Here is a 16,119-nt window from a genome sequence, read left to right on the forward strand (position 1 = left end):
AGCGCATGAAATGGCATGTGATAAACATCAAAGCCCATGAAGACTGAGATTGGTCATCATCGACAGTCGTCAAAATAGGTTAAAAAATAATCAATCAGTGGACAGTGCCGCTAGCTCTGGCTTAGCACAAAGCGTCCGCCGTCTTTCAACAGAGTTTTCCACAGGGTTTGTGCAAAACCCCAGCCAAAATGCCTGGGGTGGTGAAAACTGTGCCTATCCTGGGTATAAGCGGGTATAAGCGGGTATAAGCGGGTATAAGCGGCCGGGCGAAGGGTCAGGGCAAGACTTTCTTGAAAGGCTTCACCGTTACCTGTGCATAAACGCCGGCAATCATGTAGGGGTCGACCTCCGCCCAGGCCTGCGCCGCTTCCAGACTTTCGAATTCGGCAATCACCAAGCTACCGCTGAAGCCTGCTTCACCGGGAGTTTCGGCATCAATCGCCGGGTGCGGGCCGGCCAGCACCAGGCGTGCTTCATCACGCAAGGCTTCCAGGCGAGCCAGGTGATCCGGTCGTGCGGCGAGACGTCCTTCCAGACTATCGGGTACATCTTCACTGATAATGGCATACAGCATGGGACAACTCCTTGGGAAAGCCCGGCGTGATTGACCACACGGGCGCAAGCGCGCACCATATTCGGGCGCGTCGTTAACGACATCCTATTTTGACAAACTCGCCGGACGGCGTCATTCCTATGCCCCCATTACCTTGTGCGTTTGCCACCGAGCAACGCTATTGTATCGACCTGCACATGCATTCCACGGCTTCCGATGGGGCGCTTTCGCCTACGGAACTGGTCAAACTGTGCGCCGAACGCGGCCTGACGCATATGGCGTTAAGTGACCATGACACCATGGATGGCGTGCTCGAGGCCGGTGAAGCGGCTCGTGAAGCAGGCCTTTGCCTGGTACCGGCCAGTGAGTTGTCCAGTCGCTGGCAGGGCATCAATATCCATGTGGTGGCCTTGCTGCCCGGCGGTTTGCAGGGGCCGCTGGTGGAGGCGCTCGAGCAGCAGCGATTGGCGCGTATCGCCCGCGGCGAAGTGATTGCCGAACGTCTGGAGAAGCTGGGGCTGGAAAATGCGCTGGCCCGGGCGCGTGAACAGGCGGGCAGCGAACGGCCACTGGGGCGGCCTGACTTTGCCAATGCCCTGGTGGCGGCGGGAATGGTGCCGGATGTCGCGACCGCCTTCAAACGTTACCTGGGAAGCGGAAAACGCGGTGATGTCAAATCTCACTGGCCGGAAATCGCCCAGGTGGTGGCCTGGATCGTGGCGTCCGGAGGCGTTGCGGTGCTGGCGCATCCCATGCGCCATGGCTTGACCCGACGCAAGCGCGGCCTGCTGCTGGATGCTTTCAAGGCCGCCGGCGGGCAGGCGGTGGAACTGGTCAGTGGGTATCAGAACCCCGATGCCACCCGTGACTTGGCGCGCCAGCTCGATGAGCGGGAACTCTACGCCTCACTGGGCAGCGATTTTCACTTTCCCGGAGGACACCTGGCGCCGGGAAGCATGAGCCCGGTGCCACGTACCGCAGCACGTCCTGTGTGGCGGCATCCAAGATTGCTGCATCTTGATCAGGCCGAGCCAGGCCCATTGGCCGCCGGCTGAGCCGTTCGGTTATGCTAGGCTGAGACAGGCATGAGTTTTAATGCCTAGTTCCTTACGGTCACACTGGTTCCTTAGGTCACAGGAGTACTGCATGAGCCAATTTTTCCAGATTCATCCGGAAAACCCCCAAAAGCGCTTGATTGATCAATCCATCGAGATCATTCGCAAAGGCGGTGTGGTGGCCTATCCCACTGATTCGGGTTATGCCTTGGGCTGCCATCTGGGCGACAAGAAAGCCATCGACAAGATCAAATGGTTGCGCTCGCTGGATGACAAGCACAACTTTACGTTGATGTGTTCGGATCTTTCCGAGATTGGCACTTATGCCAAAGTGAACAATGATGTTTTTCGCCTATTGAAAGCGCATACCCCCGGGCCCTACACCTTCATTCTGGATGCCACCAACGAAGTGCCGCGCCGGTTGTTGCATCCCAAGAGGCGTTCGATCGGGGTGCGGGTGCCGGATCACCGGATCACGCATGCCTTGCTGGAGGCCCTGGGAGAACCCTTGATGAGCGTCACCTTGATTCCGGTGGGCGAAGAGTTGCCCATGACCGATCCGGAAGATATTCGTGAGCGTTTCGCCGCCCATCTGGATGCGATCATCGACGGTGGCGCCTGCCATCTCGAACCCACCAGCGTGATTGATCTGCGCGAACTGCCGCCCAAGATACTGCGTGAAGGCCGGGGAAATGTTGAGCCTTTCAAGGCTTAACAATTGATGCTTTACCTATTCAGTGCTGAGGCAACAGAGCGCTGACGTAACAGAGCAGGGCGATGCTGAGACAGAGCCGTTTTTCCCGGAAAATTATCAACCATTGGGTCAAATGGGCGCCGATATTCAAGGTGATGGCAGTGCTATGGCTAGTGCTTGCCATGTTCATGATGTTGCCCTGGTTGGTGCTGGTCATCGAACAAGACCCTGATGCGTTAGCCTTTGGCATTTCAATTCTCATTATATTGGCCGCAATACTCCTCTGTTGGCTGGCTACGCTGGGCGTTCAGATTGCTCTCAAGCCTTGGCAAATGTTCATGCTCACTACCAGCAGCTGGGTCACTATCAGTGGGTTCGCCAGCCTACCGCTGATACTGGGAGCGCCACAGCTTTCCTTTACCAATGCCGTTTTCGAGTCCGTTTCCGCGATTACCACCACGGGCTCCACCATCTTCGTAGGGATCGAATTCCTTTCCGATGGCCTCAAACTTTGGCGAGGCATCATGCAGTGGTTGGGAGGCATCGGGATTATCGTGATGGGCATCGCCATTCTGCCCTTTCTGAAAGTGGGTGGTATGCGGCTGTTCCATACCGAATCTTCGGATTGGTCCGATAAAGTGATGCCGCGCACGGGGGGTATTGCCAAGGCTACCTTGGGTATCTATTGCGGCTTCACCCTGATGGCCATCGTGGCTTATCGGCTGGGAGGCATGACGATGCTGGATTCGGTCGTCCATGCCATGACCTCGCTTGCAACCGGAGGGTTTGCCAACTCCGATGCTTCTTTCGGGTTTTATCGAGACCAACCGCATTTGATGTGGATGGGTAGCTTTTTCATGCTTACAGGAGCCTTGCCTTTCGTGCTTTATATCCGCTTTTTGCGGGGTTCACCCATGTCGCTGGTGAAGGACCAGCAAGTACGGGGGCTATTATTGCTGCTGTTGTTGGTAACGTTAGGCTTGACCACTTGGCGGATCTGGAATGGCATCGCCCCTTTCGAGGCTTTGACGCACGTCACCTTTAACGTGGTCTCAGTGGTCTCCACCACCGGCTATGCCTCGGACGATTACAGCGCCTGGGGGCCTCTGGCCTTTGTCGCCTTCTTTTATCTTACCTTCGTTGGTGGTTGCAGTGGGTCTACCAGTGGCGGCATGAAGATATTTCGTTTCCAGGTGGCGGCCATCATGCTGAGAAACCAGCTACGTTTTTTGGTGCACGCCAGCGGCGTGTTCTCCGCACGTTACAACAGCTATTCCCTGACGGATGAAATAACCCGCGGCGTGGTGGCTTTTTCGTTCTTCTTTTTCTTGACCGTTGCAGGCTTGGCCCTCGGCTTGGCCTTGATGGGGCTGGATTTCACCACGGCACTGTCCGGTGCCGCCACCGCAGTGGCTAACGTGGGTCCGGGGCTGGGTAATATCATCGGTCCTTCAGGTAACTTCGCTACCTTGCCCGATGCCGCCAAATGGCTCCTGTGCGTCGGTATGCTGATGGGCAGGCTGGAAATCTTGACCGTCCTAGTGCTGTTAACGCCGATGTTCTGGCGTCAGTAACAGACTGTCGGTTGCTTGCCGCGATTATTGCTTGGACTCAGGGGATGAAGTTAATGCTTCTGTGCGGATTGCCTATGAGTGCTTGCGAGGATCTTCGGTGGTTTCATCCAGCCAAGTGCCGCATCGCAAGCAATAACGGGCTTTCTTCTCATGGCGGTCATAGCCGCAGCCGGGGCAGGCTTCATTGGAATAGCGTTCCTCGCGGATCGAACGAATGACTTGCGCGGAAAACACCCCGGTGGGCACGGCGATGATCGAGTAGCCGATGAGCATCAGCACCACCGTGATCGTCTGGCCTAACGAGGTGGCGGGGACGATATCCCCATAGCCTACCGTGGTCAGGCTGACGATTGCCCAGTAGATGGACTTGGGAATGCTGGTGAAGCCCGCTTCAGGCGATTCGATCAGGAACATCAGCGAGGCGAACAATGTCACCAGCATGAAAATGCTGCAGAAGAACAGCAGTATCTGCCGTAGGCTGCGCCTCAGCGCATCCAGCAGCAACTGGGCCTCGCCGACAAAGGTAATCAAACCGAGTATGCGAAATATCCGCAGTATTCGCAGCATGCGAACCAGCACGAGAACCTGAACCCCGGGGAACAGTAGCGCCAACCAGGTGGGAAGCACCGCGATGATATCCACGATGCCGTAAAAGCTTTTCAGGTATAGCCAGGGCCGCTCTAGGCAGTAAATTCGCAGCGCGATTTCCACGGTGAACAGCAGCGTCAGCATCCAGTCGAGATAGTAAAAAAAACTACCGAAGCGCAAATGAAGAGCAGTGACGCTATCCAGGATGACCACCATGACGCTTATCATGATGGCGACAATCAGGGCGATATCAAAACCCTTGGCAAGGGGAGTATCGGACTCAAAAATGATCTGAAACAGACGCTTGCGAATCCCTACGCTAGCCGGTTTTAATCCAGACTCCATGCTGTTTTCCTGTGTGTAAATGCGGGTGGCTGAAATGATGCTTCGGCCAGCTTTTTCAGGTAGGCGTGGTTTTGAACGCCATGTGACGCGAGAGCGTCAGTGCCGCCTGGCCAAATGCCGCAGCAAACTCCCCATTGTCGTCGAGTTGCGAGATCAAGCGTTCGGCCAATAGCCGCTCTTCGCAGTGTAGCGCCTGATGGTGTGCCAATTCCCGCAAGGCTTCATGGGCTGCCTGGAGAAAATAGCCATCCGTGCTGTCGTGATAAGCATCCAATGCCACAATGGCACGCTGCAACCATTGAGCGGGAGTCTCTGCCTCCGGCAATGCCCAATGCCGCTGCAAGAGGGCGTTGCCTCGGGCGGCCTTGCTCATGTCGGCGGGACGTAACCTGATGGTTTCAGCCAGGGAAAACGCGACCGCCCAAAGTGCCTGGGGATCGCCTTTGACAAGTTCGAGTTCTGCCTCGCGGATGCTGGCGCGGTGGGAGCCGGCACGAATTTCACCCTGATCGAGTGCCACTTCCATAGAGCTTCCCGACGCATCGAGCTGCCAGGTGGTACGGTTGAAATTTGTCTGTAGGCGGGGGGCAAGCCGCTCAAGTGCCGCGCTTTTCCAGTCGTGCATCACAGGAAGCGCACTCAGACCGTCAAGATCAAGCTGGCCGGCGGGTACTTCCCATTCCCACTCGCCGCGTTCGGACATGCCGCCGCCGCCCTGGCCTGCGGTTTTCAATGTTTGCAGGGTGCGGCCGTCCACCTGGCGCAGGCGCAATGCCATGCGGGCATTTTCCAGGACGCCTTCCGGAGTGTCGAAATAGATATTGATCAGCTGTTGCCGGCGGCAAGGCAGAGAAGCCAGCAGGGCATGCGTGGCGAGTGCCTCGGGGCCGTCTTCGGTCAATGCCAGTTTCAATTCGACTTCCCGAGTGTTTCGGCTATCTTTTGCCATGCTGCTACCTCGGTTGCATGATGTTTTGATGAATTTTTGATGACATTATGAACTTTTCATGACGGCACGGTATGCAGTCTTTATACTGGCGCCGCCATTTCCAGGCTCCCCCGAAAACAGGCTTAAAGGCATTATGGTAACCACCAACCCTTTTTCCGCGATGTTCGGCCGCTCGCCATTTCAGCCGCTGCTGGCCCACATCGTCAAGGCCAATGAATGTGCCGATCAACTTCTGCCGTTTTTTGAAGCATCCTTGCAGGAGGATTGGGACACCGCCAATGAACTGCGTGAGAATGTCACGCGCCTCGAACACGAGGCTGACGAGCTCAAGACCGACCTGCGCTTGAATCTGCCCAGTACCATGTTCTTGCCGGTATCGCGCTCGGATCTGCTCGACCTGATCAGCGTACAGGACAAGATAGCCAACAAGGTGCGCGATATTACCGGCATCATGCTGGGACGCAAGATGCGGGTGCCCGATGCATTGGCCGACCCGATGCGCGATTACATGCGTACCTCGGTGGCTTGCGTGGCCCAGGCGCGTCAAGCGCTGGAAGAACTCAAGGACCTGCTTGAATCCGGCTTCGGCCGCAATGTCTCGGATGTCATGCAGAACATGATTCGTGAGCTGCATACCCTGGAACATCAAGCGGATGGCCAGCAAGTGGCGATTCGTCGTTTGCTGTTCGAACTGGAAAGCGAATTGCCCCCGGTGGATGTGGTTTTTCTGTACAAGATCATCGATTGGGTGGGTGAGCTATCCGACCGCGCCGAGCGCGTGGGTAGTCGGTTACAGATTCTGACAGCGCGCTAAGGGGCCTTTATGCTGATCATTACTCAGTACAGTGAAGTATTCATCATTCTAGCCTGTCTATTCGGCTTCTTCATGGCGTGGGGTGTGGGGGCCAACGATGTCGCCAATGCCATGGGCACCTCGGTGGGGTCAAAAGCGATCACCATCAAGCAGGCAATCATCATTGCCGTGGTGTTCGAGTTTCTAGGGGCCTGGTTGGCCGGGGGGGAAGTTACCGATACCGTGCGCAAGGGTATCGTTGATCCTGCCTTGCTCAAGGACGACCCCCAGTTGTTGGTCTACGGCATGCTGGCAGCGCTTTTGGCAGCGGCTACCTGGCTGCTGATCGCTTCCATGAAAGGCTGGCCGGTTTCCACCACGCATTCGATCGTGGGGGCTATTGTAGGCTTTGCGCTGGTAGGTCTTGGAGCCCATACCATCGACTGGGGCGGAGTCAGCATGATTGCCGCCAGCTGGGTGGTGTCACCGCTATTGGCTGGTTCCCTGGGCTTTCTATTGTTCAAGTCCGTGCATCATTTGATCTTTGAAAACCATGACCCCTTTGCGGCGGCCAAGCGCTACGTACCTGTCTATGTGTTCCTGGTAGGGTTCATCATTTCCATGGTGACCATGACCAAGGGGCTCAAGCACGTCGGGCTCGACTTCAGTTTCGGTCAGAGCTTCCTGCTCTCCCTTGGGGTGGGGCTGTTGATCATGGGCCTGGGTATCCTCATGGAACGCCGGGTGACGTATGTGAAAGACGCCGAAGATCACTTCGGCTATGCCAATGTCGAGCGTGTATTCGGCGTTCTGATGATCTTTACCGCCTGTGCCATGGCGTTTGCCCATGGCTCCAACGACGTGGCCAATGCCGTAGGCCCGCTGGCAGCGGTCATCAGCGTGGTACAGAGTGACGGTGTCATCGAAAGTGCTGCCTTGGTGCCCTGGTGGGTGCTGGTGCTGGGCGGTGGCGGTATCGTGGTCGGGCTGGTTACTTACGGCCACAAGGTCATTGCAACTGTGGGTACCGGGATTACCGAGCTGACCCCCAGCCGGGGTTTTGCTGCAACACTTGCTGCTGCTACTACCGTGGTACTGGCATCGGGTACCGGCCTGCCGATTTCCACCACGCATACGCTGGTCGGCGCAATCTTAGGTGTCGGCTTGGCACGGGGTATGGCAGCGCTTAATTTGCGTGTGATCGGCACCATCGTCATGTCATGGTTGATTACCTTGCCGGCCGGTGCTGGTTTGGCGATTGTCTTCTTCTTTATTTTCAAGGCCATTTTCGGCTGAAGTTGACTTATCACGGCTAGAAAGACGTAACGAAAAAGCGGCGGTATCACGACAGTGGTGCCGCCGTTTTTGTGGGTCTGGTAAAGTAGGGGCGGATATTGTCTTTCACCTGCTGCCGGAGAGCGGCCCTTGGATACGCGTTTCCCTTTCGTTGACTGGTTCCGTAACGCATCGCCCTATATCAATGCGCACCGTGGACGAACCTTCGTGATCCTCGTCGAAGGTGAAGCCATGGCATCCGGTCGCGGCGAACAACTGATTCAGGACCTCGCCCTGTTGCATACCCTGGGCGTACGCCTGGTGGTGGTGTTCGGTATTCGTCCCCAGGTTCAACAGGCGCTAATGACAGCGGGCATCGTTCCCACACGTCATGACGGCCGCTGGGTAGCCGATTCCACGGTCATGGCTCAGGTCGAGCAAGTCGCGGCGCATCAACGCCTGTGGTTGGAAGCGCGGCTATCGCTGGGTTTGCCGAGTACACCGCTGCATGGCGTGGAATTGACCGTGGTCTCGGGCAATCTGGTCATGGCCAAGCCGCTGGGGGTCCGGGATGGCGTGGATTTCGACCACAGCGGTGAAGTGCGCCGGGTGCGGGGTGGTGCCATTCAGGGGCTACTGGACAAGGGCTCGCTGGTGTTGCTCTCGCCGCTGGGATTTTCCAGCACCGGCGAAGTGTTTGATCTGGATGCCTCGGAAGTCGCCCAGCAGACAGCGGTGGCACTGAATGCCGATAAATTGATTTTGCTGGGGGAATCCGAAGGCTTGCGCGATGAAGCGGGGGCCTTGTTACGCCAGCTGACCCCGGCGGAGGCCGAACCCCGCCTTGAGTATGCCCAAACCGACAGTGAATTGAGGCGTCACTTGCAGGCTGCCTGTAATGCATCACGCCAAGGCGTGGCCCGCACGCACCTGCTTTCCTGGCACAATCACGACGCCCTGCTGGGAGAACTGTTCACCCGCGATGGCGTGGGCACCATGATCACCCAGCATCGCTATGAGCAGTTGCGCCCTGCCACCCTGAACGATATCGCAGGGCTGCTTGATCTCCTCGAGCCGCTGGAGCGCCGTGGCATGCTGGTAGCACGTTCCCGCGAGCGCCTGGAGCATGAAATCGACGATTATGTGGTGATCGAGCGTGACGGTATGGTGATCGGCTGCGCGGCACTGCACGAGTTTCCGCAAAGTGATATTGCCGAGCTTGCCTGCGTGGCGGTTCACAGCAGTTATCGAGGTGGCGAACGTGGTGAAAGGCTGGTGGAAGCCTTGGAGCGCCGTGCCTGTAAACACAACATAAGCAGCTTGTTCGTGCTGACCACTCACACGGCTCACTGGTTCGTCGAGCATGGCTTTCGCCCGGCCACCCTCGAAGAGCTCCCGCCACTCAAACGCGACACTTATAACCAGGCGCGAAAATCCAAGGTATTGCTCAAAGAGCTTTCATGAGTTGCCGAGATGTAAGTGGAAGTGATCCTAAGTATTAAGCATAATTGCTATTATGTTAAACATACTTCAAGCTATGGTGAAATTCTTTTCTAGGAAAAGACTCGTGACAGCAAAGCCACTCAAGACTCCCCGACGTCCTAGCGTTGCCGATTACCTGGCAGAAAATATTTTTTCCGGACATTATCAGCCCGGCGATTTTGTCCCCAAGGAAATCGATCTTTGTGAACAGTTTTCCATCAACCGTTCCGCTGTCCGTAGTGATCTTCGGCAATTAGTGGATCTTGGCATTATCGAACGGATTTCCGGGCATGGCTCCAAGGTAAGAGATTATGAGGAGTGGAATATCCTCGATCCCGTCGTGACCAATTGGATAACGCGCCATGCTTCTCCCAACCCCAGAATTCAACAAGAAATTCTGGCATTTCGATTGGATGTCGAGCCTTACGTGGCTATGACGGCAGCTAGACGCGCTAAGGCGCGTGATCTCGTGGCTATCGAAGAAGCCTTTGAGGGGATGGGAGAAAATCTACGTAATGCAAGCTGTGCGGCGGAGCGTAAATTGCACAGCGATTACGACTTGGCCTTTCACGTCGCTATTTTCAAGGCAACTCATAATATCGTCTGGTCACAGCTCTCGCATATCTTACGACCCTCCATCTATCTGCTGGTGTCGGAGTCCAATATCAATGCGACAGATCCTGAAGACAGCCTTGAGCGTCATCGCCTGGTGATGGAACATATTCGAGCCCGCAATCCACGCGAAGCCTTCCTGGCTTCACAAGAGGTTCTGAAAGGCACGGCCCAGGCGTTGGGCATCAAAACGGCTGAGAATATTCTGGGCAAAGAATTGGAACTGCTGTAAGAGCACTAAAAATAAGCGCTTCAATGCCTGGTCGGCAGCCGGAAAATAATCAAAGCCGCAACAGCCCGGCTGGGACGGATATACAAAGCGGGAATCCGGCACCAGAAATGTGGCGTGGTGCTGATAGACCTCTGCGACCACGATAACGAGCAGCTGGGCCTGCTGGCTGATCCCTGAGCGATGAGAAGCGCGAACGCAACGAACGATTAATGGCAACGCTGGACAATCTCAACAAGGAGCACGGCAAGAATACAGTGCGGCGGGGAATGCCGAGGAAAGGAAATGCATGGGAGTTGCACTGCGCGCATCGCTCGCCGCGGTACACCACCAGGTGGGATGAGCTGCCAGTCGTGCGGGTGAAGTGAGAAGCGAGATACAAAGAAGCCCGGCCAGTGGTCGGGCTGTGTCTTCCCTTCCTTGTATTCCATCGTAGGCTTCCTGCCTGCGCATCCTTGAGCTTAAGTCATCCTGACTCGTCCTTCCCTGATGAGCCTCCCTGGCTCAGTACAAATAGATTGCCAACCCAGTACCGCCTAGGAAATAACTTAAGTTAAGGGACCGGATAAAAATAGTCTACCGCGCTCACGCCGCAACAGGATTTGGAGTCACGATTGGGTCATAGCGCATTACGGCATGAGTATGCACAGGTGCTACTCTGTGTTCTTTGACACAGGAGAAGCCCATGCAAGATATAAGTTATCTCGACGTTGGCATGAAAACAGAGATTGGCGCGGATCAAGTGGAGGGGCCTGAGGTGGGAAAGGTGTATGTGCGGCCGCTCGATTCGAATACCTGGCTTCCCTTTAAAGAAGATGCTGCCGAGGATCGCCCGCTTGTTGTTCGCATTGATAGTATCGATGGCGATGTGTGCCACTGCACGGTCACAAGAAAGCCAAGTTTATAGCAGCATCGCACCTTAGCCGCTGGCATGCGCACATGGTGTGGCCGGTGAGCTATGAATCCACACTATCCATCTCGAACGCCGGGGATGAATGGTTGCCCGATGACCACCTGGCGCGCTTCGTCGTGGACGTCGTCGAGCAGTTGGACCTCTCGGCGCTGACGCGGCGGTACGCCGGCCGGGGACACAAGGCGCATCACCCCGCCGTGTTGCTGGGGTTGTTGGTCTACGGCTATGCCACCGGGGTGTATTCCAGCCGCAAGATCGAACGAGCCCCCCTATGACTCGGTGGCGTTCCGCTATCTGGCCGCCAACACCCATCCCGATCACGACACGCTGGCCACCTTCCGGCGGCGCTTCCTGCCGGAACTGGAGCAGCTGTTCGTCCAGGTGCTGCTGGCCCGCGAGATGAAACTGCTCAAGCTGGGTACCATCGCCCTGGACGGCACCAAGCTCAAGGCCAATGCCAGCAAGCACAAGGCGCTGTCATATGGCCATGCCAAGAAGCTGGAGGCGCAGTTCAAGGCCCGAGGTGAAGGCGTTGGCCCAGCGGGCCGAGTCCGCGGATCGGGATGACGCCGCCGATGGCATGGATATCCCGGCCGAGATTACCCGGCGCGAACAGCGCCAGCCGCCTATCGGGAACGCCTGGCGACGATCCAGCAGATTGCCATCATTTCCGGCCTGTTTGTCGCCTTCCTTAGTGATTTCCTTCTCGCCGATATCGCCGAATCCTCGATCGCCGTGCTGTGGCTCGACCATGCTGCCTGGCGCTGGGTGTTCTGGGTCGAATTGCTGCCGGCCTCTATCTTTCTGCTCGCCCTGTTGTTCATCCCCGAAAGCCCGCGTTTCCTCATCAGCACTGGCAATGAGGAAAAGGCGCGCCAGGTTCTGCGCCTGGGAAAACGAGGTGGAAGGCAAGCTGGAGGAGATAAATGCCACACTGGACCGGGAGCACAGGCCGCGGTGCTCAACCGGGCCACCGGTAAGGTACACGGTGTCGTCTGGGTGGGTATTGTGGTTGCCTGATTGCCATTGCGCTGATCGATAGGATCGGTCGCAAGCCGCTGCTCTGGATAGGCTCGGTGGGAATGGCCGTCACTCTAGTCTGTATGGCTTATGCCTTGTCCTCGCCAACTCGTTGGCATAACGGATGGTAATGGCATCTTTGTGCCATCACCTCTTTCTCACTGAAACGAATCACCGGCGGCTCATCCAGGTGACACCCGGGTCTGGGCATGCCGGCGATTCTTGGTGGTAACGCAGTGAAAGGGAAAGCTTATTGTTGCGTCGTCAGATAGGCCTGCCATTGGCGAATGCCAAAGGTCCAGGGTGGCAGGCGATCGCTGCGATCTACCTGATTGACGAGGGCACCCAAGGTCGGTGTAGCAATAGTTACGGTGTCGTTCAAGTGATGGGTGAAGCCCTGGCCTACGCCATCACGATCCTGTATCGGCGAGAACATGGTGCCGAGAAACAACATGAAACCATCCGGGTACTGGTGATGGGCACCGCAGGTCTGCTGCACCAGATCTAGTGGATCGCGGCTGATCTGGCGCATATCACTGGCGTCCTCGAGCACGAAGCCGTCATCGGAACCTTCGATGCGCAGGGAGACACGGGCCTGGCGCACGGTGTCCAGGGTGAAAACATCGTCAAAGAGGCGAATAAAAGGGCCGATGGCACAGGAGGCGTTGTTGTCCTTGGCCTTGCCCAACAGCAGGGCACTGCGCCCCTCGACGTCGCGAAGGTTGACGTCGTTACCGAGTGTGGCTCCCCGGGGCGTGCCTCGAGCATCCACCGCCAGCACGATTTCAGGCTCGGGGTTGTTCCATTGTGAGGCAGGATGAAGGCCGACCCTGGCCCCGAAGCCTACCGAGGAGAGGGGTTGAGCCTTGGTGAATACTTCGGCATCGGGGCCGATACCGACTTCCATGTACTGAGACCAGGCGCCACGGGACTGCAGTTCCGCCTTGAGAGCCAAGGCTTCCTCGGAGCCGGGCACGATTTGTGACAGATCGCTTCCGATCAGTGCCTGGATTTCCTGGCGGAGTTCGACAGCGCGAGCTGGGTCGCCGGCGGCCTGTTCCTCGATTACTCGTTCCATCAGACTGACGGCAAAGGTCACGCCGCAGGCCTTGATCGCCTGTACGTCACAAGGGGCGAGTAGATAGGGTGCTCGCGGCGGCTCTGCCAGCGAGTTCTCAAGCAGTGCTTCTACCGGGCCGAGGGATTTCCCCTCGACCTTCGATACAACCTCCACCACGTCATCGCAGTCCAGCAGGTCGGCCATGCAGCGATAGTCGGCACTGATATCAATGACTTCGCCATGGCGAATCACCACCAGCGCCGGGCCCGATCGAGGGGCCTGACGCCAGACGCGCCCTACCAGCAGGGCCTGGGTGTGATCCTCGGGAAGAAAATCACTCATCTTGTTATCGTCATTCATGTCCTATACCTCGCGCTTGCCATCCACCAGCCGGCTTATAGCCAAGGGGTTGCCTTCATGCAGGGCATCGGGCAGCAGCCCTTCGGGCAGGTTCTGATAGCAGACCGGACGTAGAAAGCGATGGATCGCCGCGCTGCCCACCGAGGTGGTACGCGAGTCGGACGTGGCTGGGTAAGGGCCTCCATGCACCATGGCATGACATACCTCGACGCCGGTGGGCCAGCCATTGGCCAGAATACGGCCGGCTTTGCGTTCAAGTGTCGGTAGCAGGGCTCTTGCACTGCTCAGGTCGCCCTCGTCGATATGCAGGGTGGCGGTGAGCTGGCCTTCGAGCTGCTCGGCGACGTGCTGCAACTCGTCGATGCTCGAGCATTCCACCACCAGCGAACAGGCCCCAAACACTTCTTCCTGTTGCAATGCCTCGTCAGCGAGGAATTCGGAAGCGGTGGTTTGAAATAACGCCGCTTGGCAATCATGAGGGCCGGAACCCTGCTGGCCGCGGGCCACTTCACGGACCTTGGCATGGCTGGCGAAGCGATTGACACCTTCTTCGTAGGACTGGTGGGTACCCGGCGTGAGCATCGTTTGCGCCGCACTCTCCTTGACCGCAGTGCCTGCAGTCTCGAGGAAAGCATCCAGAGCGGGACTTTTCACTGCGAGTACCAAACCCGGGTTGGTGCAGAACTGGCCGGCGCCCATGGTGAGGGAGCCAACGAAGGTCTTGGCGATCTCCTCACCCCGATTGTCGAGTGCTGCCGGGAACAGGAAGACCGGATTGATACTGCTCATCTCGGCATACACCGGGATCGGTTCGGGGCGGCTCTGGGCCGTCTTCATCAACGCGGTTCCGCCTTGGCGCGACCCGGTAAAGCCCACCGCCTTGATGCGTGGATCGGCGACCAGTGCCTGACCGAGATCGCGGCCCGAGCCGTAGAGTAGCGCGAAGACACCCTCCGGCAGACCGCAGTGTTTTACGGCTTTCTGTACTGCCTTGCCGACCAGCTCGGAGGTGCCGGGATGAGCCGAATGCGCCTTGACCACCACGGGGCAGCCTGCGGCTAACGCCGAGGCGGAATCACCCCCGGCGACGGAAAATGCCAATGGGAAGTTGCTGGGGCCGAAGACAGCCACCGGCCCGGTAGCCACATGTCGCTGGCGCAGGTCGACCCTGGGCATGGGTTGACGTTCCGGCAGTGCCGGGTCGATGCGCACATCGAGCCATTCACCGGCACGCACCACGGAGGCGAACAGACGCAGTTGACCACAGGTACGCCCCCGCTCGCCCTCGAGACGTGGCCGGGGTAGGCCGCTTTCAGCCATGCCTCGCTCGATCAATTCATCGCCGATGGCTTCGATTTCGGTCGCGATGGTTTCCAGAAAAACCGCACGCTCCTCAAGCGAGGTCTCGCGATAGGTGTCGAAGGCAGCCCAAGCCATCTCGCAGGCCAGATCAACTTCGGCCTGTCCTCCGCCTTGGTAGGTGGGTTCAAGCTTCTTGCCGGTAGTAGGGTCGATGGCGTAGATTTCAGCGGCATTGCCGCCGACGGTTTTTTGACCGATCAGTGATTTACCTTCCAGTGTCATGATGAACTCCTTGGGTGATTAAAGTGATGCAATTGCGCTAGTGATCGTTTCCGTTTCAAAACGGAGGGGGTTGCGCAGCGGCCGTCCGAATTCAGGCAGACTGATATCGAAGCGATCGCCTTCTTGAGTGCTGATGCCGTCGGCGAAACTCAGGGTGGCGGTGCCGAAAAAATGCACATGTACATCGCCGGGACGACGAAAATTGTCGTACTTGAAGTGATGGTATTCAAGGTTGGCCAGGCTATGCGCCATGTTGGCCTCGCCGGTCAGAAACGGCTTTTCCCATAATGTCTTGCCATTGCGCACGATGCGACTGCTGCCTTCCAGATGCTCGGGCAGGTCGCCGATCAAGAGCTCCGGTCCGAAGCTGCAGGCGCGCAGCTTGGAATGCGCCAGCCACAGATAATTGAAGCGTTCGGTGACATGGTCGGAAAACTCGTTGCCGATGGCGTAGCCGACCCGCCAAGGCGTGCCGTCGTTGCCGATCACATAGAGCCCGGCCAGTTCCGGTTCCTCGCCTGCATCCTTGGCGAAGCCGGGTACCGGAATCGCGGTTTCCGGGGCCACCACGCAATCACCGTCACCCTTGTAGAACCATTCCGGCTGGGCGCCCGTCTCGCTGGGGGAGGGCTTGCCACCTTCGACACCCAGCTTGAACATGCGCATGGAGTCGGTCAATTCGGTCTCGTCGGCTTGTGTCTTGGCATGCATGGCCGAACGGGTGTCGGCACTGCCCAAGTGAGTGAGGCCGGTGCCGGTGACCAGGCAGTGGGCAGGGTCGGTATGAGTCAATGGCGGTAGCAAGCGCTTTTCATCGATCAACTGCTGATAGTCGAGTCGGCTGTCGGTCATAGACGACTCGACGATGTCACTCAACGGCTTGCCGCTACCGATCGCACGCATCGCCATGGTATAGGTGTCGGCATCGAGAAGCCTGACCTGTTGTTCGTTTTCCACCAGGGCGGCGCGGACTTGGCCCTGATGGGAACATTGAATCAATCGCATGATGATTTCCTCATGGGGGTATTGAGCC

17 protein-coding genes and 1 pseudogene are annotated in these 16,119 nt (G+C 57.5%); 12 read left to right on the plus strand and 6 right to left on the minus strand.

Annotation, left to right across the window (positions count from 1 at the left end; genetic code table 11):
* Positions 1–274 precede the first annotated feature (274 nt).
* A complete protein-coding gene (locus tag LG290_RS03445; RefSeq protein ID WP_499836255.1) occupies positions 275–574 on the minus strand; it encodes a YciI family protein in 300 nt (99 codons plus the stop codon).
* Positions 575–693: 119 nt separating this feature from the next.
* On the opposite strand from LG290_RS03445, the gene LG290_RS03450 reads away from it, so the two are divergent.
* From LG290_RS03450 to trkI, 3 genes are all read left to right on the plus strand, one after another.
* Complete coding sequence (locus tag LG290_RS03450) at positions 694–1,608, plus strand: PHP domain-containing protein (protein WP_499836256.1); 915 nt, start codon at positions 694–696, stop codon at positions 1,606–1,608.
* A 91-nt stretch (positions 1,609–1,699) separates the two neighbouring features.
* Positions 1,700–2,323: an L-threonylcarbamoyladenylate synthase gene (locus tag LG290_RS03455; protein ID WP_499836257.1), complete on the plus strand. Its 624-nt coding sequence runs from the start codon at positions 1,700–1,702 to the stop codon at positions 2,321–2,323.
* A gap of 62 nt (positions 2,324–2,385) precedes the next feature.
* On the plus strand, positions 2,386–3,876 hold the full coding sequence (gene trkI, locus LG290_RS03460; RefSeq protein ID WP_499836258.1) for a Trk system potassium transporter TrkI: 1,491 nt from the start codon (positions 2,386–2,388) through the stop codon (positions 3,874–3,876).
* A 72-nt stretch (positions 3,877–3,948) separates the two neighbouring features.
* Here the strand turns inward: trkI and LG290_RS03465 are convergent, their stop codons facing one another.
* A complete protein-coding gene (locus LG290_RS03465) occupies positions 3,949–4,809 on the minus strand; it encodes an ion transporter (protein ID WP_499836259.1) in 861 nt (286 codons plus the stop codon).
* Positions 4,810–4,864: 55 nt separating this feature from the next.
* Positions 4,865–5,758 (minus strand): CYTH domain-containing protein, encoded by an 894-nt coding sequence (locus LG290_RS03470; protein ID WP_499836260.1) that lies wholly within the window; start codon positions 5,756–5,758, stop codon positions 4,865–4,867.
* Between the two features lie 133 nt (positions 5,759–5,891).
* Here LG290_RS03470 and LG290_RS03475 point away from each other — a divergent pair, with 133 nt between their 5' ends.
* From LG290_RS03475 to LG290_RS03515, 9 genes and pseudogenes are all read left to right on the plus strand, one after another.
* On the plus strand, positions 5,892–6,572 hold the full coding sequence (locus LG290_RS03475) for a TIGR00153 family protein (RefSeq protein ID WP_160417379.1): 681 nt from the start codon (positions 5,892–5,894) through the stop codon (positions 6,570–6,572).
* A 9-nt stretch (positions 6,573–6,581) separates the two neighbouring features.
* A complete protein-coding gene (locus LG290_RS03480; protein ID WP_499836261.1) occupies positions 6,582–7,847 on the plus strand; it encodes an inorganic phosphate transporter in 1,266 nt (421 codons plus the stop codon).
* A 129-nt stretch (positions 7,848–7,976) separates the two neighbouring features.
* Complete coding sequence (gene argA / locus LG290_RS03485; RefSeq protein ID WP_499836262.1) at positions 7,977–9,290, plus strand: amino-acid N-acetyltransferase; 1,314 nt, start codon at positions 7,977–7,979, stop codon at positions 9,288–9,290.
* Between the two features lie 103 nt (positions 9,291–9,393).
* Positions 9,394–10,152 carry a FadR/GntR family transcriptional regulator gene (locus LG290_RS03490; protein ID WP_499836263.1) on the plus strand — a complete coding sequence of 253 codons (759 nt, stop codon included), beginning with the start codon at positions 9,394–9,396 and terminating at the stop codon, positions 10,150–10,152.
* 209 nt (positions 10,153–10,361) lie between these two features.
* Positions 10,362–10,517, plus strand: a complete 156-nt coding sequence (locus tag LG290_RS03495) for a DUF4113 domain-containing protein (RefSeq protein WP_499836264.1) — start codon at positions 10,362–10,364, stop codon at positions 10,515–10,517.
* A 317-nt stretch (positions 10,518–10,834) separates the two neighbouring features.
* Positions 10,835–11,056: a hypothetical protein gene (locus tag LG290_RS03500; protein ID WP_499836265.1), complete on the plus strand. Its 222-nt coding sequence runs from the start codon at positions 10,835–10,837 to the stop codon at positions 11,054–11,056.
* Positions 11,057–11,088: 32 nt separating this feature from the next.
* Positions 11,089–11,702, plus strand: a pseudogene (locus LG290_RS03505) (transposase); the annotation flags it as partial.
* 26 nt (positions 11,703–11,728) lie between these two features.
* Positions 11,729–12,082, plus strand: a complete 354-nt coding sequence (locus LG290_RS03510) for an MFS transporter (RefSeq protein WP_499837015.1) — start codon at positions 11,729–11,731, stop codon at positions 12,080–12,082.
* A 38-nt stretch (positions 12,083–12,120) separates the two neighbouring features.
* Positions 12,121–12,213, plus strand: a complete 93-nt coding sequence (locus LG290_RS03515) for a hypothetical protein (RefSeq protein ID WP_499837017.1) — start codon at positions 12,121–12,123, stop codon at positions 12,211–12,213.
* 119 nt (positions 12,214–12,332) lie between these two features.
* Here LG290_RS03515 and LG290_RS03520 read toward each other — a convergent pair whose 3' ends face one another.
* The 3 genes from LG290_RS03520 to araD1 are packed head-to-tail and all read right to left on the minus strand — an operon-like array spanning position 12,333 to position 16,091.
* On the minus strand, positions 12,333–13,502 hold the full coding sequence (locus tag LG290_RS03520; RefSeq protein ID WP_499836266.1) for a fumarylacetoacetate hydrolase family protein: 1,170 nt from the start codon (positions 13,500–13,502) through the stop codon (positions 12,333–12,335).
* A gap of 3 nt (positions 13,503–13,505) precedes the next feature.
* Positions 13,506–15,086, minus strand: a complete 1,581-nt coding sequence (locus LG290_RS03525) for an aldehyde dehydrogenase (NADP(+)) (RefSeq protein WP_499836267.1) — start codon at positions 15,084–15,086, stop codon at positions 13,506–13,508.
* Between the two features lie 18 nt (positions 15,087–15,104).
* Positions 15,105–16,091: an AraD1 family protein gene (araD1, locus tag LG290_RS03530; RefSeq protein ID WP_499836268.1), complete on the minus strand. Its 987-nt coding sequence runs from the start codon at positions 16,089–16,091 to the stop codon at positions 15,105–15,107.
* Between the last annotated feature and the right edge of the window lie 28 nt (positions 16,092–16,119).

The organism is Halomonas sediminis (genome assembly GCF_044871105.1).
GTDB lineage: Bacteria > Pseudomonadota > Gammaproteobacteria > Pseudomonadales > Halomonadaceae > Vreelandella > Vreelandella zhuhanensis.